29 protein-coding genes are annotated in these 25,718 nt (G+C 67.2%); 6 read left to right on the forward strand and 23 right to left on the reverse strand.

The window, feature by feature from the left end:
- Nucleotides 1-292: 292 nt before the first annotated feature.
- Together F0L46_RS04910 and F0L46_RS04915 are read left to right on the forward strand one after the other, a co-directional pair.
- Nucleotides 293-1,063, forward strand: a complete 771-nt coding sequence (locus F0L46_RS04910) for a Crp/Fnr family transcriptional regulator (protein ID WP_149815922.1) — start codon at nucleotides 293-295, stop codon at nucleotides 1,061-1,063.
- 757 nt (nucleotides 1,064-1,820) lie between these two features.
- The gene (locus F0L46_RS04915; RefSeq protein ID WP_149815923.1) at nucleotides 1,821-3,086 is read left to right on the forward strand and encodes a TadE/TadG family type IV pilus assembly protein; all 1,266 of its coding nucleotides are present in this window, start codon (nucleotides 1,821-1,823) and stop codon (nucleotides 3,084-3,086) included.
- Between the two features lie 137 nt (nucleotides 3,087-3,223).
- Here F0L46_RS04915 and F0L46_RS04920 read toward each other — a convergent pair whose 3' ends face one another.
- From F0L46_RS04920 to F0L46_RS05015, 20 genes are all read right to left on the reverse strand, one after another.
- Entirely contained in the window at nucleotides 3,224-3,679 is a 456-nt protein-coding gene (locus F0L46_RS04920; RefSeq protein WP_149815924.1) for a hypothetical protein, read from the reverse strand.
- A gap of 2 nt (nucleotides 3,680-3,681) precedes the next feature.
- Nucleotides 3,682-4,902 carry a hypothetical protein gene (locus F0L46_RS04925; protein ID WP_149815925.1) on the reverse strand — a complete coding sequence of 407 codons (1,221 nt, stop codon included), beginning with the start codon at nucleotides 4,900-4,902 and terminating at the stop codon, nucleotides 3,682-3,684.
- Nucleotides 4,903-5,051: 149 nt separating this feature from the next.
- On the reverse strand, nucleotides 5,052-5,195 hold the full coding sequence (locus tag F0L46_RS26040; protein WP_188311861.1) for a hypothetical protein: 144 nt from the start codon (nucleotides 5,193-5,195) through the stop codon (nucleotides 5,052-5,054).
- Nucleotides 5,196-5,197: 2 nt separating this feature from the next.
- Nucleotides 5,198-5,413: a hypothetical protein gene (locus F0L46_RS04930; RefSeq protein WP_149815926.1), complete on the reverse strand. Its 216-nt coding sequence runs from the start codon at nucleotides 5,411-5,413 to the stop codon at nucleotides 5,198-5,200.
- Nucleotides 5,414-5,428: 15 nt separating this feature from the next.
- Complete coding sequence (locus F0L46_RS04935; protein ID WP_149815927.1) at nucleotides 5,429-5,707, reverse strand: hypothetical protein; 279 nt, start codon at nucleotides 5,705-5,707, stop codon at nucleotides 5,429-5,431.
- Between the two features lie 936 nt (nucleotides 5,708-6,643).
- Entirely contained in the window at nucleotides 6,644-6,913 is a 270-nt protein-coding gene (locus F0L46_RS04945; protein WP_149815928.1) for a hypothetical protein, read from the reverse strand.
- Entirely contained in the window at nucleotides 6,910-7,251 is a 342-nt protein-coding gene (locus F0L46_RS04950; RefSeq protein WP_149815929.1) for a hypothetical protein, read from the reverse strand. Before F0L46_RS04950 ends, F0L46_RS04945 begins: the two co-directional genes overlap by 4 nt.
- 180 nt (nucleotides 7,252-7,431) lie before the next feature.
- The gene (locus tag F0L46_RS04955) at nucleotides 7,432-7,854 is read right to left on the reverse strand and encodes a DUF5681 domain-containing protein (protein WP_149815930.1); all 423 of its coding nucleotides are present in this window, start codon (nucleotides 7,852-7,854) and stop codon (nucleotides 7,432-7,434) included.
- Between the two features lie 399 nt (nucleotides 7,855-8,253).
- Complete coding sequence (locus tag F0L46_RS04960; protein ID WP_149815931.1) at nucleotides 8,254-11,901, reverse strand: hypothetical protein; 3,648 nt, start codon at nucleotides 11,899-11,901, stop codon at nucleotides 8,254-8,256.
- Entirely contained in the window at nucleotides 11,898-14,390 is a 2,493-nt protein-coding gene (locus F0L46_RS04965; protein ID WP_149815932.1) for a hypothetical protein, read from the reverse strand. The genes F0L46_RS04960 and F0L46_RS04965 overlap by 4 nt, the downstream gene beginning before the upstream one ends.
- 8 nt (nucleotides 14,391-14,398) lie before the next feature.
- Nucleotides 14,399-15,190 (reverse strand): hypothetical protein, encoded by a 792-nt coding sequence (locus F0L46_RS04970; RefSeq protein ID WP_149815933.1) that lies wholly within the window; start codon nucleotides 15,188-15,190, stop codon nucleotides 14,399-14,401.
- Between the two features lie 2 nt (nucleotides 15,191-15,192).
- Nucleotides 15,193-15,399: a hypothetical protein gene (locus tag F0L46_RS04975; protein WP_149815934.1), complete on the reverse strand. Its 207-nt coding sequence runs from the start codon at nucleotides 15,397-15,399 to the stop codon at nucleotides 15,193-15,195.
- Between the two features lie 91 nt (nucleotides 15,400-15,490).
- On the reverse strand, nucleotides 15,491-15,721 hold the full coding sequence (locus F0L46_RS04980) for a hypothetical protein (protein WP_149815935.1): 231 nt from the start codon (nucleotides 15,719-15,721) through the stop codon (nucleotides 15,491-15,493).
- Nucleotides 15,714-16,010, reverse strand: a complete 297-nt coding sequence (locus tag F0L46_RS04985) for a hypothetical protein (protein WP_149815936.1) — start codon at nucleotides 16,008-16,010, stop codon at nucleotides 15,714-15,716. Before F0L46_RS04985 ends, F0L46_RS04980 begins: the two co-directional genes overlap by 8 nt.
- Nucleotides 16,007-16,285 (reverse strand): hypothetical protein, encoded by a 279-nt coding sequence (locus F0L46_RS04990; RefSeq protein ID WP_149815937.1) that lies wholly within the window; start codon nucleotides 16,283-16,285, stop codon nucleotides 16,007-16,009. Before F0L46_RS04990 ends, F0L46_RS04985 begins: the two co-directional genes overlap by 4 nt.
- A 164-nt stretch (nucleotides 16,286-16,449) precedes the next feature.
- Nucleotides 16,450-19,059, reverse strand: a complete 2,610-nt coding sequence (locus F0L46_RS04995) for a DUF3987 domain-containing protein (protein WP_149815938.1) — start codon at nucleotides 19,057-19,059, stop codon at nucleotides 16,450-16,452.
- Nucleotides 19,059-19,271, reverse strand: coding sequence for a hypothetical protein (locus F0L46_RS05000; protein ID WP_149815939.1), 213 nt, complete (start codon nucleotides 19,269-19,271; stop codon nucleotides 19,059-19,061). The genes F0L46_RS04995 and F0L46_RS05000 overlap by 1 nt, the downstream gene beginning before the upstream one ends.
- Complete coding sequence (locus F0L46_RS05005) at nucleotides 19,264-19,494, reverse strand: hypothetical protein (RefSeq protein WP_149815940.1); 231 nt, start codon at nucleotides 19,492-19,494, stop codon at nucleotides 19,264-19,266. The genes F0L46_RS05000 and F0L46_RS05005 overlap by 8 nt, the downstream gene beginning before the upstream one ends.
- Nucleotides 19,487-19,720, reverse strand: a complete 234-nt coding sequence (locus tag F0L46_RS05010) for a hypothetical protein (protein ID WP_149815941.1) — start codon at nucleotides 19,718-19,720, stop codon at nucleotides 19,487-19,489. The genes F0L46_RS05005 and F0L46_RS05010 overlap by 8 nt, the downstream gene beginning before the upstream one ends.
- Before the next feature lie 72 nt (nucleotides 19,721-19,792).
- Nucleotides 19,793-19,996: a helix-turn-helix domain-containing protein gene (locus tag F0L46_RS05015; protein ID WP_149815942.1), complete on the reverse strand. Its 204-nt coding sequence runs from the start codon at nucleotides 19,994-19,996 to the stop codon at nucleotides 19,793-19,795.
- Nucleotides 19,997-20,329: 333 nt separating this feature from the next.
- Between F0L46_RS05015 and F0L46_RS05025 the strand changes: the two genes are divergently transcribed.
- Nucleotides 20,330-20,995 carry a hypothetical protein gene (locus F0L46_RS05025; protein ID WP_149815944.1) on the forward strand — a complete coding sequence of 222 codons (666 nt, stop codon included), beginning with the start codon at nucleotides 20,330-20,332 and terminating at the stop codon, nucleotides 20,993-20,995.
- Here F0L46_RS05025 and F0L46_RS05030 read toward each other — a convergent pair.
- The 3 genes from F0L46_RS05030 to F0L46_RS05040 all read right to left on the reverse strand — a co-directional run bounded on the left by F0L46_RS05030 (nucleotide 20,992) and on the right by F0L46_RS05040 (nucleotide 23,326).
- On the reverse strand, nucleotides 20,992-22,212 hold the full coding sequence (locus tag F0L46_RS05030; protein ID WP_149815945.1) for a tyrosine-type recombinase/integrase: 1,221 nt from the start codon (nucleotides 22,210-22,212) through the stop codon (nucleotides 20,992-20,994). The two genes, F0L46_RS05025 and F0L46_RS05030, sit on opposite strands and share 4 nt — an antisense overlap.
- Nucleotides 22,213-22,444: 232 nt before the next feature.
- Nucleotides 22,445-22,990: a hypothetical protein gene (locus tag F0L46_RS05035; protein ID WP_210247602.1), complete on the reverse strand. Its 546-nt coding sequence runs from the start codon at nucleotides 22,988-22,990 to the stop codon at nucleotides 22,445-22,447.
- 126 nt (nucleotides 22,991-23,116) lie between these two features.
- Entirely contained in the window at nucleotides 23,117-23,326 is a 210-nt protein-coding gene (locus F0L46_RS05040; protein ID WP_149815947.1) for a hypothetical protein, read from the reverse strand.
- Nucleotides 23,327-23,463: 137 nt separating this feature from the next.
- Here F0L46_RS05040 and F0L46_RS05045 point away from each other — a divergent pair, with 137 nt between their 5' ends.
- From F0L46_RS05045 to F0L46_RS05055, 3 genes are all read left to right on the forward strand, one after another.
- On the forward strand, nucleotides 23,464-23,817 hold the full coding sequence (locus F0L46_RS05045; RefSeq protein ID WP_149815948.1) for a hypothetical protein: 354 nt from the start codon (nucleotides 23,464-23,466) through the stop codon (nucleotides 23,815-23,817).
- A gap of 168 nt (nucleotides 23,818-23,985) precedes the next feature.
- Nucleotides 23,986-24,834, forward strand: a complete 849-nt coding sequence (locus F0L46_RS05050; protein ID WP_149815949.1) for an SDR family oxidoreductase — start codon at nucleotides 23,986-23,988, stop codon at nucleotides 24,832-24,834.
- A 506-nt stretch (nucleotides 24,835-25,340) separates the two neighbouring features.
- Nucleotides 25,341-25,703, forward strand: a complete 363-nt coding sequence (locus F0L46_RS05055; RefSeq protein ID WP_149815950.1) for a VanZ family protein — start codon at nucleotides 25,341-25,343, stop codon at nucleotides 25,701-25,703.
- The last annotated feature ends 15 nt before the right edge of the window (nucleotides 25,704-25,718 follow it).

Raw genomic sequence — 25,718 nt, forward strand, 5'->3', positions numbered from 1 at the left:
ACATGATTTCCTTACGAGTGGTTAAGAACAGGTCAGTGAAGCTTAACCTTTGAGAGGAACAACGGGGACTTACTCTCGACGTAAAGCAAGCGCCTCAAAACTCCCCTGTCGCGCGAGGCGGGCGGCAATTCAACCCTTGCAGACCAAAGTAACATGGATTATTGTAACGCTTTCTTATACTCTACCCGGAGTGGCGAGGCCGGTGAAAGCGTCCGCTGGTCCTCAAGGAATCCGGCTTCGCCGCCGATGAGCGCAGCCGCGGTTGCAGGAACAACAACCAGGACATCCGGTAATGCTGACCGCCGCCGCGCTCCTAAAATTCCGGAGCAATCGTGTCCTGGCGCTCCTTTCTGACGGAGCACTTGCCTCGATTGCAAGCGAATGCGAGCTGCTTGATCTCGTCGTAGATGAAGTTCTGTACGACCGCGGCGATCTCCTCACCCATGCGATCTTCCCACTGACCGGCGTCATCTCCCTGGTCAATGTACTTGATGATGGGTGTCGTGCCGAGGTGGCGACCATCGGCAACGAGGGTCTTGTCGGGTGGGCGGCCTTGATGGGGCAATCAAGAGCTCTGGCACGGTCTCATGTTGCGGTCGCTGGGACCGCCTGGCGTGTTCGCATTGAGCGGCTCAATGCGCTGCTAGAGGGCTCCGAGGAGGCGAATGCGGCCCTTCTGTCGTACCTGAAAGCCATGCTCGCGCAGTCTCTTCAGAACACCGCGTGCAACAGTGTGCACTCGGCTCGTCAGAGGTGCTCCAGTTGGCTCCTCAAGGTGCACGACCGAGTGGAGGGAGAGACATTTTACCTTCGCCAGGACACGCTGGCAGAGGCCGTCAGCCTTCGTCGCCAAACGGTCAGCGAAGTCTGCGTAGCGCTCCAGGAGGTGAAAGCGATCCGATACAGTCGCGCATGCATCACGATCACGGACCGTACCCGGCTCGAAGCGGAAAGCTGCGAGTGCTATTTCAAGAACCGACAAGCGCTCTCGGTCTTCATGACCGCCAGAGAAGCACGCCCGGTGTGTCTCGATACTGATGCTGTCGTTCAGAGAGAACAATAGTGACCCGAACAGACGTTAATGCACCGCCCGGGGCTGCCCCAAACTCACGGGCCTGCGCAGGATGAACTTCGCCGACCTGAGCCTCCGAGCCCTGTCGATTGCTCGTCACCCAGATCAGCGTTGACCCAAAGCGAGCGTACGTGTGCCTGCCGTGCGAGGTGCTCGAGCAGGCGTGCTGCCTCGAATAACGTTGCGTCGGCCGCCTCGCCGATCCGACGCATTCTCGCAAGAAGCTGATCGGTCGGGGACGAATCAAAGGAGGGCTTTGGCACAGGGCGCCTGAACGGGACGACGTTGCTCATAGACACAGCGTCACGCGAACGGGTTAACAAACCCTTGCCGCGACAGGCACAGGTGATCGCCCAAACCGCTCCGGGCAGCCTCGGTGGAGGCGCAGTAGGCATCACAACATGCCTTTCTATCGGCATCGGTGCGCGCGAAGTGTCAACGCGCGATTGGGCCGGCTGGGCAATACAGTGTCTGCGTCGCTGGGAGCAGACGGCTACAATCACCTGTGCCGCCTTACTACAGAGCCGTGCCGGCAGGGCACATCTTACGTCATGGTGACCAGAGAATTGCTCCATTCTGAGCGGAACGCTCCACCCCATTGGGGGAATTCCGTGTCCCCTGCCTCACTCGCACTGCCGCCAGACATATTGCTTAGATTTGCAAGTTGAGTGCGTCACTTTCATCGAATGAATTCACAAATTGGCAGGATTTCGCGACACAGGTTCCGTTGCGTCAACGGGGTCTGATCATGAAGAACGGCACACATATCCGCTCTCTCCTGCAGCCTGCCGCACCCAAGCGGTTTCAGGCATTCGCCTCCGATCAGGCGGGCGCCACGGCCATCATATTCGGCTTGGCTAGCCTCGTGATGGTGACCGCCGGGGCTGCTGCGGTGGACTACACGTCCTTATCCCGCAAGCGTACTGAACTCCAGAGAACCGCCGATGCGGCCGCCCTGGCAGGGGCACGGGCGCTTGCCCTTAGTGCGGGGTGGACCAATAGCCAGCGGGAGCAGGCCGCCGTGCTGGACGCTGCAGGTGTTGTTCAGGGCCTCGCGAGCGGTGCCCAGAAGGTGATTACGCCTTCGCTCACCAGCCGCACGGTTCGTGTTGACGTCACCTCTGATCAGGTCCTCGCATTCGGCGGCGTTCTTGGGCGGCCCACCCAGGTGGTGGCTGTGACCGCGACCGCCACCTATGCCGATGTCAGCTCAGCCTGCATTCTGGCCCTGGCAGTCGGCCAGCCCACCGGTATCGCGACCTCAGGCGCCAGCTCACTTGAAGCGCCCAAGTGCACCGTCTGGTCCAATGCCACCAGCAGCACGTCCGTGAGCTTCCGGGGCAAGTCCGTTGTCGCACGCAGGATTTGCGCGGTCGGTGGTGCGAGTGGAAGCAGCCCCCCCTCTGCGCAGACGGGCTGCCAGAGCTACTCGGACCCGTTTGCCAGCCTCGACATCAGCTCGATCAGCACGACATGCCAATACCCCGCTCAGAGCGTGACCGGAGGTGCAACAGCGACATTCCAGCCGGGTGTCTACTGCGGGAGCATTCGGATCGCCGGCACCGCGACGTTCCAGCCCGGAATTTACGTGATCAAGGATGGTGTGTTCACGATTGATGGCAGCGCAAATGTGAGTGGCTCGGGCGTGTCGTTTCTGCTGATGGGGACCTCGTCTCTGGCGTGGACCGGCAAAGGGCGGATCAAGCTATCGCCGATGACCTCAGGGCCGCTCGCGGGTCTTGTGATCGCGTCGGATCCTACAGGCCCCAGCGTGACGTCCGAGCTGAGTGGCGACGGTGATCTGGCCACGCTGGAGATTGAGACTACAGGGTCGATTTACCTGCCCCGTCAGATGCTGCGGATCTGGGGCAATGGGTCGACGACCCTGAGCGGAGCGCAAGACAAGCTCGTGGTGCGTCAGATTGAAGTGGGAGGCAGCGCGAAGCTCGCCACGAGGGCAGACGATCTGGCCCAAATGAAAGCTGCAGAAAGCACTCTGCGGTTGTCTCATTAGAGTAACCTTCTTGCGCTGAACTGGCGGCCTCCGCGGAAGCGCCGTAGTGGGATCGGCGAGTAAGACAGCCCAAAGGGGCTCTTGCCTGTGACCGAGCGCGGTTCAAGGGGTTGAGCCGAGCCGGACCGAGAACTGCGTCATTCGGCTTCCGGGCCGACGCGCTTGAGCGAAGGGTCGAAGGCTGGAGCGAAGATCCCGGCCACCCGGCCCACTAGCTTCTCCGACAAGCGCTCAGGCCTAAACGGCCCCTCGCTCGTCACCATAGGACGCCCAGCCTCCCGCCACTCGGCGAGCTCCGCCAGCGATCGCGGCCGGTTGAACGGCGCCACCGCCCAAGGGATCGAGCCGTCAGCCCGAGGCGAGCGGCGCAGGAGATAGGTCTCCACAACCTCCCGGCGCCCGCTCGACCACTCGATGACGAACAGCTCCCCGACCGCCGGCACCCGATCGGCCGTGTCGATGACGGCGAACTCCCCGGGGCAGAGGTGAGGCCACGAGGCCCCGTCCGTGATCAGGTGCAGCGCGTGACCGGGCAGAAGGCTGTCCATCAGAGGCAGGGCGCGCAGGTCGGGCAGGGCAGGAACAGGAGCCATCGTCATACCTCCTGCCGGATGGAGGCAACCGAGGTGTTCAGCGTCTTGAGGAACGCGTTCAGCTCGTCACCATCGAAGTTGTGCTCGCTCACGTACTGAGTGGTCGGCAGGTAGGCCAGGAGCGCCGTGAGGCCGGCAAGCGTCGTCGGTGCCGTCGAGACCATCTCCCAGAGCGCGTCCTTTTCCGCGTCGTTCAGGTTGTTGGTCCGGGCGTGGGCGACCTTGCCGTCCGGGGTCTCCTCGCGAAGCGGGGACGAGATCGCGACCGCAGCAAGCCACTCCCGTTCCGCCGCCTTGTGCGCCTCAATGGCCGCAAAGATCGGATCAGGCTTGGGAGCTGCAGCGAGGCCCGCCCAGATCGCGTTATGCGTCTCGACGGCAGGCCGCTCGGGCTGCAGGCCGGCCCGCTCTGCCAGCCGCACGAGATCGCGGAGGATGGCGTGGGTCAGGCCCATGTCGCCACCCGGCGAGCCGACACCCAGGATCGTGCGGACCGCTTCCACATACTCGTCAGCCGCGCCGCCGTAGATGTGCACCACGGCACGGGCCTTCACCAACAGGCCGTCGAGCGTGCTGGCTTGAAGCGCGGAGATAGCGGCCCGCAGCGCCGTGGCCTCGTCCTCGAGGTCATTGGATAGGGTCTCGGCCTGCGTCAGGCCAAGAGCGTCCTCCAGGCGGCACTTATCAGCCTCGTACTGTTCCGACGCGGCAACGATCTCGTCAACGCGGGCCTGGGCCTCGGGCCAGGGCTCACGACCGACACGAGTGTGAGCGTCATGGGGGAGGTTACCGCGGTTCAGGTCGGTTATAGGCGTGCGCACATCCCGCGTGCGAGGGCTAGCCCGAAGCTTTCGCACCAACCCGGCATCATACCGGTCCGAGGTGACCTTCGGCAGGCCGAGCGCCACATCGTTCTCACGCGGCCGCAAGGCCTCTGGCACGACGAGCGCGGCATGCACCCGTTCGCAGGCTTCCCGGGCCATGTCGCTGGCCTTCCGGCATTTGCGCTCGTGCGCCTCATACACACGCCCGAGGGCGAGGAGAGCCGCGTCGGGGTGGGTGTCCCCCTCACCGTCCCCGAAGCCGGGAAGGTCCACGGGCGCCGGGACGATAGCCGCGCGGGGGAAATGCAGGATGCGCGCGGTGGCGGCCTTCGCGGCCTCCATGCGCTCGCGGAGGGTACGGCGGTGGCTGCGATCGAAACGGGGGAGACGGAGAGCCATAGCTTGCATCTTTCGTATGGCGCTAGCGACGTAGCGCCGAAGGGACGTTGCGAGGTGTCAGAGGACGGAGGCGGCGCCGACGAGCCAAGCGCCGCCGATGACGAGGGCGAGGCCGGTGGCGACCTCGAAGGCGAAGGAGAGAGCGCGGATCACGGGAGCCTCACGGGCGGGAGTTGACGAGCGAGGGCGAGCCAGAACCGGGCGCGCGCCTTGTGGGTGGGAGCGAGCACCGGGCAGGCCAGGGCCATGAGGCGGGCCTGCCGGGCAGTAGCGAGGTAGGTGAAGGCCTCCACGGTCAGCCCTCCACCCGGGCGAGGAGCTTGCGGGTGTCCTCGATGGCGGCCTCAAGCTCGCCCATGCCGAACCGGCAGCCCTGCGCCTTCATGGCGGCAAGGGTGCGCAGGAGGGTGGAGAGGTTCACGCGGTGGAGGCGGATTGCGTCGTCGGCAGCATCGGTGATGCGCTCGGCACGGTCCCAGGCGGCGGCGTAGAGAGCTTTGGTGAGGCCCATGGTGCGCTCCCCGGATCAGGCGGCCAGACGGCCGTCGGTGGCGCACTGAGCCCAGGCGCGCTGACCGGCAGCGAAGAGGATGGGGTCGGCGGCGCGCTCGGCCTCCTGCTTGGCGGCAACCCAGGCGAAGGCGAGAGCGGAGGCGAACGCTTTCCGGTAGTCGAAGCGGGCGAGGGCCTGTGCGGGCTCGGCGAAGCCCTTAGCGGCAAGGCTGGCGAGGAAGGCGCGGGAGGCGGCGACGCGGCTGTGCGCGGCCTTCATGACGGCGGAGCGGGAGAAAGTGGGGCGGGCCATTTGCTAGTTCCCTTGCCTAGTCCGATAGGTATGGAAACTAGCGAACCGGTTAGGGCTTGTCAACAGCCGTCTAGGTATGAAAAATAGTCTGGTAGTTCAGCGAGGGAATGGCGGTGCTTTCAACCGGAAACCAGCTCAAGGCAGCACGCGCGCTTATCGGCATGGATCAGAACGCCCTCGCCGATAGAGCGGGCGTCAACGTGAACACGATCAGGAATATGGAGGCCAGGGGCCCACAAGGCCTCACGAGCGGCCTCGACACCGTGCGGAAAGTGCAAGCTGCCCTAGAAGAGGTCGGTGTTGAGTTCCTGAACCACGGTAGACCCGGCGTGCGCCTGCGAGGCTTGCCCACGACTGAAATTGCATGAAGCGGCGGATCATCGAGGCCGCTGCGATCCTCGCCCTTGCCGGGTTGGGGCTCGTCGTCGCGGCTCCCCTCATCATGCGGATGTTCTAGGGTCGATCCGAAGCGTTCGGTGCGCCCCGGCAGGACCTCGCCGAGGCCTGAAAACGGCCACTCCCGGGCGTGTTTCACAGCCCGCCAGAGACGCCGATTTTTATCTATAGGAGTGGCGTGCCAAAACAGCCAAAACGGACATTACATCTCATATTGCGAGAATAACGCATCTATTCGACAACCAGGAGGGGTACGAGGCTGACCGGCGCGGCCACTCTGTTTCACGGCCTCACGCCGTCCGCCGCATTCGCCTTTCCAGGCGCTCCAGGACGATCACGGCAGTCATGAGCGCGGCGAAGCCCGCGCCCGCCACGAGCCGGCGTTGGGCAGGTCTCGCTGTATTTTCGCTGTATTAACAGCGGGGCGACCGGCATGGCGCCTCTGTCGCCCGAGGAGTCTAGGGCTGAAAGCCGGGACGGGAGGCGGCAGATCAATGCTCGTGAATGTTAGCATTTGTTAGCATCAGCCGACGTGACGGCTCATGGCACGAGCGCCGCGACACGCTGCCAGGCCGCCACGTCCGCACCGCCCCGCCGCTCCTGCGCCCACCAGCCGAGAAGGTGCGCCGCCTCCACGTCCCCAGCCTCGGCACAAGCCGCAGCAGCCGCCTCTAGGCTGCCGTGAGCAGCCGTCACGTCGGCCTCCATGCCGGCGAGCACCGCATCGAGCTCGTCGGCCGAGAAGGCGAGCGGACGCCCTCCCTGCCGGCGCTCCAGCTTCACCACGCGCGAGAGCGTTGCCCGGTTCATGCGACGGCATCCCGGAACGCGAGCGCCACAAGCGCCTCGTCGGAGAGCATCGCCAGCCGAGCCCGTGCCGCATCGCTAGTCCGCTCGGCGCGAAACGGCAGGCCGCGCCGCTCCACCTCCAGCGTGAGGGCGTCGAACTCGGCCAGGGAAAGCCCGCGGGGCTCCACCCACCGGGACGCAGGCGCGGCGCCTGGGCCGGGCCACGGGGCCCGAACCACAAGGGCGCCAGGCCCGACCGGAGGGGCCTCGGCATTGTCCCAAGCCATGAAGAACAGGCCGGCGCCGTGCCGAACCGCCTCCAGGCGGGCGAGGCGCTTATCGTTGATCCTGAGGGCCACAGAAGGTCTCCACCCATTCGCGTTCCGACATTGGCTCGTGTCGCATCGAGGGCCGCCCGTCGGCCGCAGCGTGCGCGCGATCGGCGCCGTCGTCAGGCGGGTAGTCGAGGACCACGGGTCGGGCCTGAGCCCCGCGCGTGCCGTCCTCGATGCGCTCCAGGCGCCTCAGGGTGCGGATGGTCACTGGTCCCCCTCCAGCCGGCGCAGGCGCGCGTCGATATCGTGCACGTGAATGGCCTGCGTGAACCCGTCCACAAGCTTTTGCAGCTCGGCGGCCTCGCTCGGAGTGAGATCCCCGCCGGCAACGGCCTCCAGCAGCGCAGCAGAGGCTTTCACGGCGTCGGCGGGGGTTTCCAGCTTCGGCAGCGTGAAGGCAACGGGGCGGTCTTTGCGAGGAGGGATCAGCCGTTCCAAGCACAAGCGGAGTGCAACCGTATCGCCGTCTTTTGCTAGCTCGATAGCTTTCTTGACGATCACCTCGCCCTCGCCATCGAGAAGCGCGTCGAGGGCGACCAGCGCCTTGTTGCGCGCACCCTTGGGCCGGCCGGACGGATTGCCACCTCGTCCTTTGGGAAATGCTTTGCCCCGAGGAGGTGTCGTCATGCTCTGGACTCCCCCGGACTGACGAGGGCGCCCGGTTGCGCTAAGATCCTCATGCGAGCGGTGGGGGCGACGGTGGAAACTTGGTTCGTCGGGATAGGGCTGGCCTTGATGGCGCTCGTCCCAGTCAAGATGGTCTGGAACGCCGTCCATGGCCGCGTGACGGGCCGCAGGATCGACAACAGCGCGTTCCTGGCCCAATACCGCCGACCCGAGGCGCCAGCCCTGCCGACGCGGCGCGGCGGCGCCTGGTGGCTTATCGCAGCCCTACAGGCCGCAGCGATCATCGGCATGACATACGGCATGGTAACGCAGCCCACGAGCGGGCCGCCCCCGCCCGTTGGTCCGCTCCTGTTCATGAACATTGTCGTCGTCGCGTTCGCCACGGCGCTTTTCACCAACCTAGCGGCCCGCCTGGCCCGCCGCGTTCGGCGAGTTGGCGGCGCGCTCCCCAAAGAAGGTCAGGCGCAGCGCGAGCCCCTGAGCCTTGGCGGACCCCACCGGGGCCCTAGACAGCTCCCGTAGCAGCCCCTCCGCGGCAGGGTTGGTGAAGATCTCCGCCAGCTTCGTCGTGTTCTGCCCGAGGCGCGCCTGCTCGTAGAAGTCGGATAACCGCCGACCCACCGTGGTCCCGCCCGAGCGGATGACGTTCCCCACCTCGGCCAGGGGGCTTCCCTGCTTTAGCTGCGTGCGAATGGCCTCGTTGGCCGAGGTCGAGGAGTTGGCCGGCAGCCGTTGGCCTGTGGCCTCCATCACGTCGAGGAAGCGCCGGAAGCCGTCCCAGCGGTTATGCCCGTTCGGGAGCGCCCGTACCGCGGCCTCGAGGTTGCGCGCCTGCTGCGGGTTGCCGACGATCGCCGCCGCGAACCCCGCCCCGCCGAACGCATTGGGGCCGCCCTGGAGGTTCTGCGTCGCCTCGTCAAAGACCGTCTTGGCGTAGATCCGGACGAGGTTCTGAGCTGCGTCCGGGTCCTTCGCCACCACTCGCCGCACCGTTTGGGACACCGTTCGGTCGATGCCCGCCGCCGGCTGGTTCGGCAGCAGCGCCCGGGCCTGCTTCAGCACCTCGTTCTGTGCCGCGACCTGCCCGAGCGGACCCGCCTCCACGGGCGCCAGCCCGCGCCGCGCCGTGGCGATCTCGTCCACCCGGCGCGTGACGCCCGGGAACTGCCGCACCACGTCCTCGCTGTCCCGCAGGGCCCGCATGAGGCCATCGGCCGAGATGTTGCCGCTCGCGTCCGTCGCCGCGTCGAGGATGCGCGTCGTCAGGTAGTTCTCGAACGACTGCCGGGCTGCCGGCGTCGCCACCTCGTTGAAGTCCCGTGCCGCGGACGCGCCGCCCCGCTCCAGGGCTTGCGGCGCTTGTTCTCGCGGCATGGTGAAGTCACGGCCGTACTGATCGCGCTGCACGATCTGCCCAGGCACGCGGCTTTCCCCGAACGGCTCCAGGGGGCGAGAGGCAGCCGCGAAGTTGCGGGAGGCTTGACCATAGGCCGGAACCGCCTCCAGGGCCGTATCGAGCTGCCCCAGCACGTCCCGGAGCTGCGTGACGGAGTTGCCGGCGCCCGCCTGCTTGGCCTGGCTGATGAGGTCGGTGATTGCCTCCCGCGAGGCATGGAGCCCGGCCACCGTGGTGTCGATCGAGCCATCCCCCCGCGCGAGCGCCTGGCGAGCCGCCTGGAGAGCCTGCCGCGGCGCACCCTTCGCTGTCTCCAAGATGCTGTCGATCGCGGCGACCACCGGCCGCGCATCAACCTGCCCGTATTGCGTCGGCCGCAGTCCCACCACCGGCATCCGTTCGGTTTGCACGTCCGGGATCATCCGCCCCGTGGTGGCCGGTGCCACGAACTCGTCAACCGGGCGAGCCATGACGGCGCGCTCAAATACGTCCATGTAATCCGGCCGCCCCGAGGCGAGGGCTTCCGCCGCCTGGTCCACCGCCCGTTGATCAATGCCCCTGGTGGAATAGCCCCCGTCCTCCAGCTCTTTCAGGAACGAGCGCCGGGCGTCGCCCAGGATCTCGGCATTGCGCGTCTCGACACGGGCAGCAGCCCGAGCATCCACCGATCCAGCCTCGCCCGCCGCATAAGTGCGAGGGCCGCCGGCCTGCTCCCGGCGCAGGAGGTCGATCACCTCATCCCGAACGTTGCGGGCGATCGAGCCGTCGGGGCCCGGCCGGAGGTAGCCCGCCTCGATCAGCTTTTCGCGCCAGAAGCCGTCGAGCGACTTTCCGTCAGGACGCGCTACCCGCCCAGCGAACGGCACCGAGAACTTGTCGAGGCCGGCATGGGCGAGGTCCGCATCGAGCTGGATGCCGCCGTTGCGGGCGATGAACTGCGACAGGGGCTCAGGGGCCGGGCCGGTCGGCCGACTGGGCGCGGCACCGGGCCCGGAGGTGTCGACCGTCGCAGCCGGCAACTCGGCCCTGCGAAGCTCGTAGAGCCGCCGCAGTTGAGCCGCTTCCGTCGCTGCCTCTTGTGCTGCGGTACGCAGGGCCGCCTCGGCCTCCGCAAAGCGCGGATTACTCGCAGGCAACCCCGGGCGCTGTCCGGCGCTCTGTTGCGCGGCACGCTCGGCCCGCTCGACGATCGTCAGGGCGATATCCTGCCGCCCGTTTTGCATGGCCCAAACGATGGACGAGGCGGCATCGTCTCCAACGGAACGGCTTGCCGCGCTCGCGGCGGAAAGGGCGCGATCAAGCGGGGTGGACGGGGCATTGTCTGCCGCGTTGACCCTCGCAAGTCGCTCGTCGGCGAGTCGGTCAATGCGCTCCTCAAAGGTGCTGGCAGAGCGGTTTGCCCGGGGTGGCGCCCCGGGGACCGGCACGGGGAAGTCCACGAACGGCTCGGGCCTCAGGCCGAAGCTCGTCACGTCCCGCACACCATAGCCGCCATCCAGGGGCACGTTGGCAGGAGCGTTCCGGGCCGCCGCATAGTCCCCATCGGCCAGCGCCGAGCGCATCCCCTCGCGGCGCTCATAGGCCTGCCGAAGCGCGGGTTGGATCACCGCGCCGGCATCGTCCGCCGTGGTGCGAGGAGCGTTCAGGGCCACCCGCTCGGCAAGGGCCACGCCCTCGGGCGTCTCGGCAATCGCAGCGCGGGCGGCGCTCTGCGTGCGAAAGCCCGTGGTCCCGGGGTCAAGGGCGAGATCTGACAACATGCCCGTGGCACGTTCGCCCGCAGCCTGCACCTGGCCCGCGCGCTGCGCCATGAACGGGCGCATCACCTCGCCGCCGCCGGCCGACTGCTCGACGACGCGCTGGAGGTCGGCAAGCCGCGTGGCGCCGCCCGTGGCCTGCTGGACCGCCTCCGGGACGGTCAGGCGCACGCCCTGCGCCGCTGCGTCGTCCATGAGGCGTTGCGCCCGCATGATCGCGGCGTCATCCACATTCCCCATGGCTTCACGGAAGATGCCTTGCGCCGTGGTCGGGCGCTGGAGTGCAGCGGTGCCGAACGCGCCGCCAAGGGCCCCGACCATGCGGGCCGGGCCCTCCAGGTCCGGCGAGATCCGGCGCGCGGCTTGCCCTGCCGTCTCGGAGGTCAGGGCAGGGATGACGACTTGCGCACCCCTTTGCAGCCAAGTTCCGGCCGTGAAGGGCAAGCCGGTGGCGAACTCGGTCAGGGTGCCGGCATACTCGCCCGCCGTGGTCTGGGGCTTATAGGCCATCCCCGGGGCGCGATTGATGACCGATTGCGCCGCCTCAACGTTGAATATGTCCGTTGGATCGGGGATTGGGCTCCTGTTCGGCATCCGCTCCGTTGCCAGCCGGCGCACATCGTCCGAGGTCATGGGGGTGGGGGAGCCAGTGGTGAGATAGTTTTCGGCACGACCAAGGGTCTGCCCTATCGCCCAATCAACGCCAGTCTGGAACGTCCCCGGCAAGCCCCAGAGGCCCGCGACACCCCGCCCGGCGCCCGACACGGACGAGCGCGCCACGTCCTCTACAACGCCCGGCTTCGAGGCAATCGGCACATCATCGAACAGGCCGCCCGACTTGGCCGGGGGCGCCTGCCGTCCATCGGCGAAGGGAACGTCGTCAAAGAGGCTCATCGGGGCAACACCTCGTCAGGGTTCAGGCCATAGGCGCCCAGGCGCCGGGCCACCTCGTTGCGGTCTCGGCCCGCCGCCACCGCGTCGCGCGCTTCCTTCACCACGCGACCCATGGAGTAGCCGTCAGGGAGCGGCGTCCGCTCCCCCAAGGGAGCCACCCGCACCCCGCCCGCGTCCGACCGCTTGGCGGCATCCCGCCCCTGCCGGATGGCGTCGCCCACGAGGTCGGGATTTTGCTTGCGGAACTCTCGGAAGGCCTGGAGCGGCGTCGGCAGGGCGCGGAGCTGCTTTTCCGCATCCGCGCGGGAGATCTCACCCGTCGCCAGCCGCGTGGCGATCTCACCGCGGGCGAGCTCGTTGCGCGAGGCTGCCTCGAAGGTGTCGAAGATCATTTCCCGCGCCGCGGGGCTGTTCGACAGCGGCCCGATCGAGGCGACGAAGCCCTTGTATTCGATGTCCGAGGTGGAGCCGGACCCGGGCGCCCGCATCTGCGGGGCCAGGCGCTTCACGAGGCTGTCGTAGAGCTGGATATCATCCAGGCCCTCCACCGGGATTTTCGCACTCTCGAGATAGGGGCCGACCAGCGCCTTGAAGTTGGCCGACGATCCCTGCGAGCCGGCCCGCCGCGAGGTCTCCCGCAGGGTCTCGATGTCCCCAAGCCGCGCCTGCGCCTCGTCGGCGGCGATGATGTAGCCGTTCCACCGCTCGGCCTGCTTCGCCGCCAGCGTCTCCTCGAACTTGCCCTGCCCGGGGATGTTGTTGATCGTCGTGGCGCCCGCGCGCTTGTTGCCCCGGTTCCACGTCGTGAAGTCCTCGGGCTCCTGTCCGCGAGCGCGCGCCTGTTCCTGGTACAGGCGGTACTCTTGAACGTCGCTCGTCCCCTTGTCGCCGGGACGGGCCACCGAGAGCTTGCCCGTCGCGTCCCGTTGCAGGATCTCGCCATTGGCCTGCGGCAGGTCGGTATAGGTCTGCGCCGTGCCAGCGATCGGGATCATTTCCCGGGTGCGCGGGTTGTAGTGCGCCCGCCCCTGGGGCCCGAGGTCCACGATGGACCAGCTTGGATCGGCCGCCTTGAGCGCCTGCCCGAGGAGGGTGTTGGCGACGTTGCGTTGCCCCTCCGGGAGAGCGGCGCTGCCGGCAGCCTGCGCCAGCATGGGGATGGCCTGGACGAGGCGCTGCGGATCAAACCCGCCGCGCTGCGGCTGAGGGCCCTGCCCGCCAGGGGCACCCTGAACCGGAGCGTCCACCTGGCGCGGCGTCGGTAGGACACCCCCACCACCCGGAACAGCGAAGCCCGAGGCCTGCGCCGGCGCCGAGCCCACCGCCGGCATGTCAGCAGCGCCAGGTGCAGACGGCCCGGAGGGGAGCGGCGTAGCCCCCGAGTTCGGCATGTCGGCCGTCAGGGAGGCATAGGCGCGCCGGTTCGGCGTCGCGCCGTTCGGCCCATATCGCGCATCGACATCGGCCCGAGAGGTCGGCGGGTTGCCGAGGTTCGCGAGCGACTGTATGGGGGCGCCCGATCCGGGTGTGTAGGGCGCGGAGATCTGCCCGGCTCCGGGACCGGCGACCCGTATCCCAGCCGCACCCTGCCCGCCGAGGGCGCCGGCCACCTCAGCCCAGGGCACGGACGCGCGGTTGCCGTTGAAGTTGTCGTAAGTGCCCGCGCCGCTCGCGTCCTTGGGCAAAGCGGCCCATTCCTGGCTGAGGTTGCGGGCGAAGGTGTCGGCCGGCATCCGCCCGGCCTGGTAGTCGTCAAAGCCGCGCATCCGCACGAGACGAGCCGCAAGGCGGTCCTGCACCTCAGGCGTAAAGCGCGTGGTGGCAGGGTCGAGCCCTTCCGCCTCAACGGCGCGCGCCAAGGTCGGGCTGATCATCTGATAAGCGCCGACCGCCGTAGAGGCGTGGCCTTGCGCCGGCATCTGCTTTTGGAACTCCATGACCTGAGCGATGGTCATGTTCCCAAGTTCGGCAGAGCCGCCGGGAGTGCCGTCCTGCTTGAAGGTCAAAGCTCCATAATCGTTGCCGCCATCGCGCCGAGCCAGGTTGAGGATGGGGCGGATACCCGGCCCAACCGGGTCCGCGTTGCGCGCCCGCAGGAAGTCGCCGGAGACGCCCTCGGGATCCGCTATGTCGGGGCCGATGCTCGAGACGCGGGAACCGGCGGGTGCCCGTGGAGGAGCCTGGAAGCCGCCGCCCCCACCGCCGCCACCCAGGAGGCCGCTCAGGGACTGCCCGAACGCCTGGCCGGCCTCTAGCTGCTGCTGGCGAAGGCGTTGATCCTCGCCCAGCTTGATCAGGCTGACACCGCCCCCAACTTCACCCTCCGCTATGAGCTGCCGCCCCGCCTCGGCATAGTTGCCGCCCGCGGCAAGGCCGCTCAGCGTCTGTCGCAGACGGTTTTCCCGAGCGCGCTTCTCACCCGCCGCATAGGAGGACGTGAAGGCGTCTCCCAAGCCCGCGATCATGCCGAAGATGGGATTGGAGTTCATGGCGGGCCTCAATAGATCGGGGAGCCGAAAGCGCGCTGCGCAAAGGCGGCGGGGCTGAGCGTGCGACTGTCACCAAGGCTGCTGAGCGTGCTGGCGCCTCCGAAGAAGCCGCTTCCCAGACCCGACCCGAGCGCAGACAACCCGAGCTGCCCGAGCCCCATGGCCGCGCCGAAGATGTTCTGGCTCGCCTGCTGGCTGGCCTGCGCCTGCTGCGCCTGCGTGTTTGAGTGAAGCTGCCCGATGCTCGAGAGGGCGTTGAACGAGTTCTGTCCCAGGTCGCGACCGCCCTGGTACTCCAGGTTTCCTAGGCTCGCGAGAAGCCCGGCCTGCCCCGTGCGAGCGCCGTAGAGCCGATCGTCGAGGCCTTGTAGCCGGTTCTGCCAGCCGCCGTATTCCTGGTTCGCGAGGCCCTGCGCCAGCTTCACGCTGTCGGCCGACGTGTTGCCGGATCCGAGCTGCCCCCGGGCCGCCTGGCGCCGGTCTAGCTGGTCTTGGCTCTGCTCCATGGCCCATTGATACCCAGGGCCCGCCTGGAACGCCCCGACCGCCCGCTGATTGCCCGCGGCGCCGTTCACGCCGAGGCTGTCCATGTAGAGGTTGGCACCGGGGAGATACCGATCGCCGAGCGCCTGAAGCGTCGAGCCGGCCTGCCCGTATTGTGACCGAGCGCGATCCAGGCCGGCGGTCAGGTCCCCTCGAAAGGCGTCCCGGCCGGCATTGATGTAGTCGGTGCCGATGTTGGCGGCCGACTGAAGCCGGTCCCGCTGCTTCTTCGAGGAGAAAACGTCGAACAGGCCCATGCTCAGCCCTCCACCCGGCGCTCGGGGCGGGCCTGCTCGTCCATGATGCGCGAGACGTGCGCCTCGACGGCCTGCCGGATCAACTCCGCCGCGGTGACGCCGGCAACCCGGGCCGCCTCGTGGACGCGGGGCCGAAGGTCGAGGGGAGCCCGGATGCCGATCCGGTCGCCGAACGCCTCCCGTTCGCGGTGGAATGAAAGATCGCCCATGTCGTCCTCCAGGATCACGGACGCAGGGTCCACGATCCCGTAAGGTTAGACAATCGACGCTCTTGTATCTTTTGGAGTTGTTGGAACGAAATTAGCCGCTGCCGTCACAATCTTGGATGTCCCGGTAACTGGCGATCTTCAGGTAAGCTGACCACAGCGCGTCTTGGGCGCCGTTCCAGACCACTTCCGATGTGTCCGCGATCCCCTGCTTTTGCTCAATGATCGTCCGCAGGGTCGAAAGCCAATCGGCGGCGTTGTCGAGGTCCGCGAGCGCACCGCGGCGCAACGCCTCCATAGGCGAGGCAGGGTGATGGTCAGCCATTTGCGCGCCCTCCTGTAAGGGGCACGAGCCCCGCCCGCTCGAAGTAGCCGCGAACGGCTGGCGAAGCTCGGTCACCGCCGACATAGGCGACGAGGGCGGCCCGATCGCGCTCAACGAACATGGCGAGGGCCGGGCGGCTCACCTTCCAGCGCCCGCCGACCATGCGACCGATGTGGTAGCGCAGGCACCAGAGGCGGACGGTTTCCTGATGCACGCCGATCGTCTCGGCGGCAGCCCGCAGGCTGACGAACTCGCGCTTGTCATAGGGAATAGGATCACAGCCGCTCACGAGCGCCCCCGTTCGATTGTGCGGCCGTCCGAGAGGCGGGCCGTCGTGGTGGTCAGGGTGGAGACAGAAGCGCCGTTGAGGGCCCAGGCGAGCGCGATCACGTCGGCGTCGGGCCAGCCCAGGCGTTCGGCCTCGTCACCCCGGGCGTCGAGCAGGAGGCCGGCGTCGTTGATGGCGCGATGCCAGTGGTCGAGATCCACGCCCGCCGGCTGGACCACCTGGAGCACCGCGAAGGCGCGGGCGTAGAGGGCGGGAACACCGCCCTCCAGGGCCATGGCCTCACGCTCGGCGAGGCTATCGGCATCGAAATCCGATTGGGTGCCAGTAGTTGCGTCATCTGAGGCGCTTTCAACCCTTGCGGGGTCTTGTGTCCGTTTTGACGCTTTTGGCACGCCACTCCTATAGAAATTTTCGGAGCGTGCCCGGGCGAACCATTTGCTCATGCCGCAGCCCTCCGCAGCACCAGCGGATTGACCTCGAAATCCAGCGGCGGACGGCCGTTCGTGCCCACCGGCTTGATCACTCGCCGGATCAATCCAGCCTCCACGAGCGCGTCGCACGCGGCCTTCATCTTCGCGGGATCGCGGAGCGCGGTGCCCATGGTCCGGCCCACCGTGCGGGCGTTGAAGGTCGGATGGCCGTCGCGCCGCAACTGACGAGCCAGAGCCATGGCGTGGCGTTCAGCTTCGGGGATCGCGGCATCGCCGAGCGCTCGCGCCGCCATGGGCAGGAAATACGCTTCCATCAGCCCGGCGGCCTCCATTACAGCGCGCGCCGAGATCTCGCGGGGCTCGCGATCCGTGGCGCCCGCCGCCCACCACAGGTGCTCCAGGATGCACGAGAGGCGAAGGACGTGGCCCCGAGCCTTGCCGAGCGCGCCGGCATAGAGGCCCGCCGCGTTCGCTGCGTCCGCCTGGGCATCGCGGGCGAACTCCTCCAGCGCGTCCTCAGCCGCCCGCTCCAGCGGCAGGCGGATGGGCTCGGGGCGGCCCATGTCGTCGGAGCCCATGGGGAGGTCGGCCAGGCGCCCGAACGCTTCCTGCGCGGCGCGATCGTCCCCCCGGTCGCGGGCGAGACGAAAGACGGGAGCGTCGTCGGGCCAGGACCATAGAAGGCGCGAGGCCATGCCGTCATCGGGACCGTCCGTGATGACGGACACCTTGTCGGGCTGGACGCCACCAAGCACGCCGACCGATAGATGCCGGATGCGGATGGGCTCGGGGTTCTTCATGCGATCGACCGTGAAGGAGCGGCCCCCGTACGCCTCCAGGCCGAACGCGCGATCCGCCCCGCCGCCGTTGTAGCGATTGAAGCTGCCGAACCAGCCGGACAGCTCGTCCCGCACGAGGAGCAGGCCCCGCGGCAGGCCGGCAGCCAACACCGCCAGCTTCTCCGTCGTGGCATCGCCGACCCGGACGCGCGGCCGCACGGGCGCTTCCGGCGTTCCAGCGTCGTCGGGCTTGGGCGGCGGGGGCACGCCGTTTTTGTCGGCCAGGGCGATCTCGGCTTTCCAGGCCTCGAACTTGACCTTCGCCACCTCGCACTTGGTCTCGTGATCCCGCAGCGCGGCCTCGAACCCGGCGGCAAGGCGATCCTCGGCGTGGCCGACGATACGAAGCACCGCGTCGATGGCCGGGCTCTTGCTCGCACCCGGGGGACCTACCTCCGCCATCCACAAGACGGGGGGCTCGGACCACCCGGCGCCGGCCACGGGCCAGCGGACGTTCGCGATCAGGGCCCCGGCGCTCGTGAGGAGGGCGGTCGCCACATAGTCGACCGGAGCGGAGGCAGCGTGCGCCCGCTGCGTCGACCATTCCGCCCAGAACGGGCCCAGCGCCTCCAGGGGGAAGGGCGGCGCTGCTCGGCGCCCCGAACCGAGGAGCGAGAGGTCGGCAGGCCCCCAATCGACCGACCGGGGCGCCTCACGCCGAGACTGCGCCCGGTTGTCGTCCTCATCTACGGGTCGCGTGCCAGAAGTGCCATTAGGGCCAAAACCTTCCCGCTTGGCCTGGCCGACGTGGGATAGGTCGCGGGGTCTGCTGTCCCGCTGCGCCCGCTCCCACTTCGCCAAGAAATCCTGTTTGGTCCAAGGCCGCTTGCCGGCGCCGTTCGGGAGAGAGCGGCAGGCATCAAGGTAGGCGGCGCGGATCTCGCCAGAACGGGCCTCCAGACCAGCGCTCTTTATCAGGCACCAGACCGAGAACGCCGTGGCGTTCATGGTCTCGTCCTGCGCGCCCGGCATCGTGCCCGACAGTTTTTCCAACTCACCGTCGATGGCGACCAAAGCATAACGCTCCCGCGCCGAGCCTTCAGCCTCGAATGCGAAACCGTTTCGCTTTTGGCCCGCCCGCTCCCGGTTCGCATCGGCTAGGAGGCGAGCCGCTTGGTCGGGCCAATCGGACGGGGGCAACCCCGAGAAGCCGTCCGGCCCGGTAATGCCCAGCCCGGCAAGGGCCTCACGTACCCGCTTATTGAAGGTGCAGAGAAACACCAGCCACAAGGGGGCGGACGCTGCCTTGGAGAAGTCGGTCGTGGAGCTCAGCCAGGTGTAGAACCCACCCGAGAGATGGCGGCTCGGCGGCACCACGATGTAGCCCGCGGGCGTGCCGTCCTCACGCACACCTCGCGTATCAAGTCCGGGGCCGAGATCACGCGCTCGGCTGCGGATGCGCTCTCCCGACCACTTGAATAGGAGCTGCCGACCGCCGCCGCCGGTCCGCTGCTCAATGGTGGCTGGCAGAGAGCCATGACGCTCCACCAGCGCAGCAAGGGTCTGCTCACCCGCAGGGATGACTCCGCCCGTGGTCGGGTCGATCTTCTCGCGGTCGATGTCCAAGGACCAAACGCCAGAGAGTGGTCCCATCGGAATGCCAACGCCCGCTGCACCGGGTGCGCCGAACAGGGCGCGCACGGCAGAGGGCTCGGTCTCGGCAATGTGAAAACCACGCTTATGCAGCGGGGTCTTGTCGAGGGCGACCGGGAACACCGGGATCCCCGCGCCGGCATAAGACAGGGCGGCGTCGAGGAGCGGAGTAGCGTGCGAGTTCATCAGGCCACCTCGTCCGGAGTGCTAGAGACGATGGGATCACCGACGCGTCGGCCGCCGCGCTGAAGCACGAGGCGGAGGCGGGACATAGCCACGTCCATGCGCGTGACGATCTCGGCGATGTCGGCAACAGACACGTCCACGTCGTTGGCGACCGCCTCGGCGATGCGATCGACCGACGACAGAATGGAGCGAGCGAGACGGGAGTTAGCCATTGTTCACCCTCCGGTCGGGGGACAGGGTGGCCGCGATGGTACGCAGCCAGTTGAATTGGCGGGGTGTGGGGGTCCGCCCCCGCCGCATGGGCAGGGGCTGAGCCATGTCGTTGACGAACCGGCGTTCCTCGGGCGTGAGGCGCCCGCCGTCGTTGTCGCGGAGCCATTTGGCGAGGTCGTACCACTCGCCGAAGGGGACCAGCCGCGGGGACGGATTACCCATGGTGCGTGTCCCTGGTGAGCCCGGCGAGTTCGGCAATGAGCATGGCGTGTGCCGGCGTCAGGCCAGAGCGGCGGGCGAGCTGCCGGACGACGTAGGAGCCGACAGGAGTGAGCGACTTAGCGCCCGCCAGGTTGTCGTTCATCGGGGTCGCGATTTTGCGCGGGGCGCCGACCGTGATAGAGATTGCGAGCATGAAACGTGACTTTCCTTCGGCCTCGCGCGGCATCCCCGTGTCGAGGCCGTTCTTTTGCGGCCTTCGGGACAGGGCGCGCCGCTTTGAAGCGGCTGCGGACGGGGCTTAGGCGGCGCGAGCCGGCAAGCTCGCGACATAGCGATCAAGCTCCTCGGCGGGGACGCGAGTGGCGGCGCCGAGCTTCACGACGCGCAAGCGCCCGGCCTTCACCTCGGCCCAGAACTTCGTCCGGCCGATGCGCAGGCTCGCCCTCGCCTCGTCAGGGGTGAACAGCATGGGCGAGCGCCCTGCGTGGACTGGAGGATTCATCAAGCCGCCTCCTGCCCGTCGATGCCTAGCATCTTGCGCAGAGGCGCCGTGGGCACCGTGATGCGGCGAGCCCCATACCTTCGCCCGGGGATCTCACCACGCGCGAAGGCCGCATACGCCGCATTCCTTCCGAGCCCGAGCGCACGAGCGGCGGTCGGCCATAACGGGACGCTCAGCTTCGTATGGAGGTCCCGGGTGATCTCATCGTCCATGAGCACGCTCCGAGTTTATGCCTTGAAATCCAGGCATCAAACTATGAGCACACGCACTCCCTCTGTTCAAGCGTTTTTTTCCGTGATATCCAGGCACAAACTAGCGTGAGGAGGACGGATCGTGAGCGCGGAACACGAAAAGAGGGGCCCAGGGAGGCCGAGGAAGCACCCGGTCGAGGCTGCGCGGCGCAACATCACGAACCGGGTGAGCGATGAGGTTTACCAGTCCATAGTTGCCGCTTCTAAGATTTCTGGACGCTCGCTGAGCGAAGAGGTTGAAGCTCGTCTCGAAAAGAGCATTCAACGCGACATCATTCTGGCGGATCAGCTCACGACTGAGCTGCACACTTCAATTGCCGAAACTATCGCCAGAATTCGGCGCACCGCTGAGAAGGTTGGATGGACGGAGGATCAAGCACGAACGGCGCTGAGAACCGCTCTCAATCACATAGTCCAGATTTACACCTGGGATGGCGAAAGCGACATCAGCACTCCCGGTGCAGGCTCCTCCACCGCTGGTCAGGGAGATAAGGGACGCTCACCGGAGATGTTCGGCTTCTGGACCGCCGACGATGCGATGGTCTGGAACAACGACATCATGCATGAGGAGTTTTCGTTGCACGTCAGCAATCGCTGGACTGGAGACGGTAGCGAGAGCCGATATGTTGGGCCGGCTCCAAACCCGGAAGGCACTCCGCCAGGCACGAAGCCCCTCAGCGAAATCATGGCGAGTGAACGGAAGACAGACCAATCGATCAACCCGAAGCGCCGATCAAAGGCAGACTAGGCCGACCCACGCCGCCGATCGTTCAAGGTCACGACATCGGGCGCCCCTCCCCCGACGAAACCCGCCCACGCCGCCATGAGGCGGCGTCGCTTTTCCAGAGCATCCGAACGCCTGTAGGCGCGCTCCGTCTCATCACCAACCACATGGGCAAGAGCCGCCTCTGCCACGTCGCGCGGGAAACTGGTGCTCTCTCCCGCCCAATCCCGGAACGACGACCGGAACCCGTGGACCGTTGCGTTCTCGATCTTCATGCGCCGTAGCAGCATCTCCATAGCCATGGTCGAAAGGGGCCGGCCCTTCCGCTGTCCCGGGAAAACGTAGTCGCTCGTTCGGATGGTCTCGACCGCGGCGAGGATCTCAAGGGCACGATCGGTAAGCGGCACGCGATGCTCCCTGCCCCCTTTCATTCGCTCGGCCGGAATGGTCCACACCTTCGCCTTCCGATCAATCTCGGACCAGCGGGCACCGAACACCTCGCCAGAGCGCGCGGCAGTCAGGATGCAGAACTCAAGTGCGAGCGAGGCGACGCCCTCACGCTCGCGAAGGCCTCTCACGAAAGCCGGAACCTCCCTGAACGGCATCGCAGCATGATGTCCCCGCGTGAGCTTTTTCCGCCGAGGAAGCAGTTGGTCCAAGTGACCGCGCCACCGAGCCGGGTTCTCTCCCGACCTCAGGCCACGCGCCCGGGCCGCATCCAGAACCCGTTCGATCCGTCCACGCAGGCGGGAAGCCGTCTCGGGGCGCTTGGTCCACAGCGGCGCGAGGACGGCAAGCACATCGTCGGTGCTGATCCCATCCACCGTTTTGGCGCGCAGAGGGGCTGCATATTCCTTGAGCGTCATTCGCCACTGAGCCAGGTGCTTGGCGTTCCTGAACCCGGGGGCGAGCTCGTCCACGAGAGCGTCAGCGAACGCACCAAAGGTGAGCTGGGCATCCTTCGCGGCCTTCTGCGCCCGGCGAGCCGCAATCGGGTCGAGCCCTGACGCGCGCTGCTTCCGGCACTCGGCGGCTTTCGCACGAGCCTCCGCGAGGCTCACAGCGTTCGTGCTGCCGAGACCCATCTCCTTGAGCCGGCCATTCTGGCGGTACAGGAACACCCAACGCCGAGCCCCGCCGGCATCTACAACGAGGTACAGGCCATCGCCGTCAGCATGGCGCCCAGGCTCCGTTTTCGTGGCTACGTCCCGGGCGGAGAGACGCTTAGTCAACCGTGCCATGGGCGCTCACCCTAACTTTCACCCCAACGGAGAGCGCGGATTGTAGCGGACTGCGGCGAACTGGCGAGAACAAAGTGGCTGGAAAGCCCAGGGATTTCAGAGCCCGCGCGACCCGGAGAGAACTGCTGCGAACGCTAGTACGGCGGACACCCCTTCCGCCACCGCCCCGGCGGGTGTGGCAACCCGGACAATATCAGGGCAAGAGGGCAGGCGCGCGACCGGGGCTCAAGCCCTATCGCACGGCTTCGATGACATAGGTCCTAGTGACCGCATTTCCCGATGGGAAGATCACCCGCGTCGAGACGGTGTCCGATCCGGCCCTCGATGCCACGTACCAGACCTGGGTCGCGCTCGCGCGCTTCGCGTTGCAGACGTGACGAGCATTAGACGCCGGAAACAGCGAGAAATCGGCCGCCTTCCTGGTTGAAACCGTCCCGATGCTGCCGGGCTTGATGATCCGGGCTTCCGGATAGCCCATGCTGGTGCAGTCCGGGTTCAGGCTCATGTGATGATCCAGCTTGAGCGGCTTGCCGACGACGGCGGTGCGCTGAGCCGTGCGTGAGGCGCTGAGGCGCCCTTCAGTCCCACCGGCCGGCCCGCCCCGCCGTATACACTGGTCCTGCAGCCGCGTGACCAGCTCGACGGGTTGCACACCTCCTCCGACCTGTCTGAACGCCTCCAGACGGCATCGTTGCGCGAGGGCATTGCCATCCTGCGCGCGAACAGCTGCCGGAAGCACGAGCAGGCCTCCCATCACGGATACAATCAGCCGCAACATCGAGAGAGCCCTCATGCCAACCCGCTCAGGAGCTTAAGCTTAGCCGCGATTCGGCGCGCTGCAAGCCCTGGTCGCAATGAGTTGCGGATAGCGATCACCGCGAAGGTCCGCGAAGCCTGCAATCGCTCATGGCCGGTCGGCCGTATCGAACAGGCCGAGCAGAACCTCGCCGCACCAAAGCTCGACACGGTACCAGGCGCCCGTCTCGCCGCTCAGCCCGTCGGCGGTCTCGACGGCCGCTGTGAATGCGTGCTCGGCCCTCTCACGCGTCCCGTGGCGCGAAGCCTCGGAGAGGACCCCCTCCTCATAGGCAAGAACTGCGAAAGTGTCCGACAAGCGCCCTGCTCCCACGCGGCGAGCCCCTGCTCACCGAACCTTAACCGCCTCACGCGAATTCTGGTTTCGGCACTGGCGCGGCCCGCGAAATCATGTAGCGGTGCAGCGGGGCCGTAGAGCCCTCTCTGGGGGCTTCCATGTTCAACCTGAAATCGCTCGCCGTGCCGTTCGTCTTCGCCGTGCTGCTGTCCGGCCCGGTGCACGCGCAGAGCCCCGACAAGGCCGCATTGCAGGATCTCATCCTTGATGCCGTCGCGATCGAGGTTGCCGAGTCGCTGTGCGACAACGTCGACATCGATGGCGACGAGCTCGTCGAGATCGGCGAGTCCAAGCACTTCCTGCGCGGCAAGGCCGGGCTCACGAAGGTGGAGATCGCGGCTGCCCGGGGCGCCCTCGAAGGCGAAGCCAAGAAGGACAAGGCCGCGTTCTGCGCCGGGCTGAAGAAGAACTACTCGGCCATGTACAAGAAGCTGCTCGCCGCGGCCGACTAACCCTGAAGCGGCCGTCCGCGACAGGAGGCGCACGGCCGTCCCCCCGGAGGACCGCCGCGTTCCGCCTCATCTTGCGATGAGCGGCGGCCTTCGGCGCGATCAGCTCCGCCCGCGGGAACCCTGCGGGCGCGGGGCGCTTCATACGGGCACGCCAGCAGGAGCGCCCGTATGAGCCCGTCGCATCAAGATCCCATCCAGCCGCCCGGCACCGAATCGGAGCTCACGCCGAAGGCCGATCACGGCGAGACGAGCTATCGTGGCGCCGAGAAGCTCGTCGGGCGCGTCGCGGTGATCACGGGCGGTGACAGCGGCATCGGACGAGCAGTGGCCATCGCCTATGCCCGCGAGGGAGCCGACGTGCTCGTCAGCTATCTGAGCCGGCAGGAGGACGAGGATGCCCGAGAGACCGCCCGCCATGTCGAGGCGGCGGGGCGTCGCTGCATCCTGGTGCCCGGCGATATCGCGAATCCTGAGCATTGCCGTGCCATCGTGGCCCGGGCCGTCCAGGAATTCGGGCGTATCGACATCCTCGTGAACAACGCCGCGTTCCAGCGCACCTACGATTCGATCGAGAACATCCCGGACGAGGAGTGGGAGTACACGTTCCGAACGAACATTTCCGCGATGTTCTACCTCGCCAAGGCGGCCGTTCCGCACATGAAGCCAGGCTCGTCCATCATCAACACGACATCCATCCAGTCGGACAAGCCCACTCCGATGCTGCTCGCCTACGCGTCGACGAAGGGCGCCATCTCGAACTTCACCGCCGGTCTTGCCCAGATGCTCGGCTCGAAGGGCATCCGGGTGAACGGGGTGGCTCCGGGACCGATCTGGACGCCCCTGATCCCGTCCACGATGCCGCCCGAGAAGGTGGCGAGCTTCGGTAAGGACACCCCGCTCGGCCGTCCCGGTCAGCCGCGGGAGCTCGCGGGGATCTATGTTCTGCTGGCCTGTGACGAGGGCAGCTACATGAGCGGGGGCATCTACACGGTGACCGGCGGATTGCCGTTTCTGTGAGCACAGGGGTGCCCGGAGCCTCGGCGGCGTGTGTCGTACGTTCGGGCGCTCCCGTCCTCTTGCGGGAGTCCGCGGGGGACAGGAACGAAGCTCGGCGGTAATGTCCCGCGGCGAATCCAGGATGATGCCCATGCTTCGTTCCATATCCGTGCCGCTGCTCCTCGTCGGATCGACCCTCGCCAACGCTCAGACGGTCCCGTCCCCAATGGTCAGCCCGCCGGCAGGCCCGCGGCCGACCGCCGGGCAAGCGGATCGGGCCAAGACGGTATCGGAGGTCGCGCCGGAAGCGATCAAGCGTCAGCAGACCCTTGAGGCCGCGTGGAACCGCAGGATCCGCTCTTCCCTGAACGGCGTCTGCCGCGGATGCTGACGGAGCGCCGCGGCATCACGGAGCCTGCGGTCGTGCCGGCGCTTCGATCGAAAACGCGGGCACCGTGCCCGTCGGCCGCGATATGGGTGCGTCCCGCGCCAGCCGGCGCGGCGCTCCTCATGCGAAGGTGGCCGACATGCGTGGCATGACGCTGTCGCGCCTCGCGCGATGGCTCGGCTGGGGCACGCTCCTCGTGATCGTGCTGGCGACCCTCTCGCCCCTTCATCTTCGCCCGACGGTCGCATCCGCAGCCGGCGTCGAACGCCTCCTCGCCTTCGCCGGCTGCGCGGCGGCGTTCTGGCTCGGCTATCCGCGGCATCGCCCCGCCATCGTCCTCGGCATCCTGCTTGCCGCCGGGTTGCTTGAGGTCACGCAAAATCTCCTGCCCGACCGGCATGGCCGCCTCGTGGACGCTCTGGTCAAGATGCTAGGTGCCGGAATGGGGTTCGTCGCCGGCTTTGCCGTCGAGCGTGTCCTACGGCCCGGCGCGAGCCGCTGACCCGCATCGTCGGCA

This window comes from Salinarimonas soli, from assembly GCF_008386575.1.
GTDB classification, from domain to species: domain Bacteria; phylum Pseudomonadota; class Alphaproteobacteria; order Rhizobiales; family Beijerinckiaceae; genus Salinarimonas_A; species Salinarimonas_A soli.

What these genes read in the sequence shown, in the direction of transcription:
- F0L46_RS04910 (WP_149815922.1), top strand. Translation starts at nt 293, where the DNA reads ATGCTGACCGCCGCCGCGCTCCTAAAATTCCGGAGCAATCGTGTCCTG.
- F0L46_RS04915 (WP_149815923.1), top strand. Translation starts at nt 1,821, where the DNA reads ATGAAGAACGGCACACATATCCGCTCTCTCCTGCAGCCTGCCGCACCC.
- F0L46_RS04920 (WP_149815924.1), bottom strand. Translation starts at nt 3,679, where the DNA reads ATGGCTCCTGTTCCTGCCCTGCCCGACCTGCGCGCCCTGCCTCTGATG.
- F0L46_RS04925 (WP_149815925.1), bottom strand. Translation starts at nt 4,902, where the DNA reads ATGGCTCTCCGTCTCCCCCGTTTCGATCGCAGCCACCGCCGTACCCTC.
- F0L46_RS04930 (WP_149815926.1), bottom strand. Translation starts at nt 5,413, where the DNA reads ATGGGCCTCACCAAAGCTCTCTACGCCGCCGCCTGGGACCGTGCCGAG.
- F0L46_RS04935 (WP_149815927.1), bottom strand. Translation starts at nt 5,707, where the DNA reads ATGGCCCGCCCCACTTTCTCCCGCTCCGCCGTCATGAAGGCCGCGCAC.
- F0L46_RS04945 (WP_149815928.1), bottom strand. Translation starts at nt 6,913, where the DNA reads ATGAACCGGGCAACGCTCTCGCGCGTGGTGAAGCTGGAGCGCCGGCAG.
- F0L46_RS04955 (WP_149815930.1), bottom strand. Translation starts at nt 7,854, where the DNA reads ATGACGACACCTCCTCGGGGCAAAGCATTTCCCAAAGGACGAGGTGGC.
- F0L46_RS04960 (WP_149815931.1), bottom strand. Translation starts at nt 11,901, where the DNA reads ATGAGCCTCTTTGACGACGTTCCCTTCGCCGATGGACGGCAGGCGCCC.
- F0L46_RS04965 (WP_149815932.1), bottom strand. Translation starts at nt 14,390, where the DNA reads ATGAACTCCAATCCCATCTTCGGCATGATCGCGGGCTTGGGAGACGCC.
- F0L46_RS04970 (WP_149815933.1), bottom strand. Translation starts at nt 15,190, where the DNA reads ATGGGCCTGTTCGACGTTTTCTCCTCGAAGAAGCAGCGGGACCGGCTT.
- F0L46_RS04975 (WP_149815934.1), bottom strand. Translation starts at nt 15,399, where the DNA reads ATGGGCGATCTTTCATTCCACCGCGAACGGGAGGCGTTCGGCGACCGG.
- F0L46_RS04980 (WP_149815935.1), bottom strand. Translation starts at nt 15,721, where the DNA reads ATGGCTGACCATCACCCTGCCTCGCCTATGGAGGCGTTGCGCCGCGGT.
- F0L46_RS04990 (WP_149815937.1), bottom strand. Translation starts at nt 16,285, where the DNA reads ATGGCCCTGGAGGGCGGTGTTCCCGCCCTCTACGCCCGCGCCTTCGCG.
- F0L46_RS04995 (WP_149815938.1), bottom strand. Translation starts at nt 19,059, where the DNA reads ATGAACTCGCACGCTACTCCGCTCCTCGACGCCGCCCTGTCTTATGCC.
- F0L46_RS05000 (WP_149815939.1), bottom strand. Translation starts at nt 19,271, where the DNA reads ATGGCTAACTCCCGTCTCGCTCGCTCCATTCTGTCGTCGGTCGATCGC.
- F0L46_RS05005 (WP_149815940.1), bottom strand. Translation starts at nt 19,494, where the DNA reads ATGGGTAATCCGTCCCCGCGGCTGGTCCCCTTCGGCGAGTGGTACGAC.
- F0L46_RS05010 (WP_149815941.1), bottom strand. Translation starts at nt 19,720, where the DNA reads ATGCCGCGCGAGGCCGAAGGAAAGTCACGTTTCATGCTCGCAATCTCT.
- F0L46_RS05015 (WP_149815942.1), bottom strand. Translation starts at nt 19,996, where the DNA reads ATGAATCCTCCAGTCCACGCAGGGCGCTCGCCCATGCTGTTCACCCCT.
- F0L46_RS05030 (WP_149815945.1), bottom strand. Translation starts at nt 22,212, where the DNA reads ATGGCACGGTTGACTAAGCGTCTCTCCGCCCGGGACGTAGCCACGAAA.
- F0L46_RS05035 (WP_210247602.1), bottom strand. Translation starts at nt 22,990, where the DNA reads ATGTTGCGGCTGATTGTATCCGTGATGGGAGGCCTGCTCGTGCTTCCG.
- F0L46_RS05045 (WP_149815948.1), top strand. Translation starts at nt 23,464, where the DNA reads ATGTTCAACCTGAAATCGCTCGCCGTGCCGTTCGTCTTCGCCGTGCTG.
- F0L46_RS05050 (WP_149815949.1), top strand. Translation starts at nt 23,986, where the DNA reads ATGAGCCCGTCGCATCAAGATCCCATCCAGCCGCCCGGCACCGAATCG.
- F0L46_RS05055 (WP_149815950.1), top strand. Translation starts at nt 25,341, where the DNA reads ATGCGTGGCATGACGCTGTCGCGCCTCGCGCGATGGCTCGGCTGGGGC.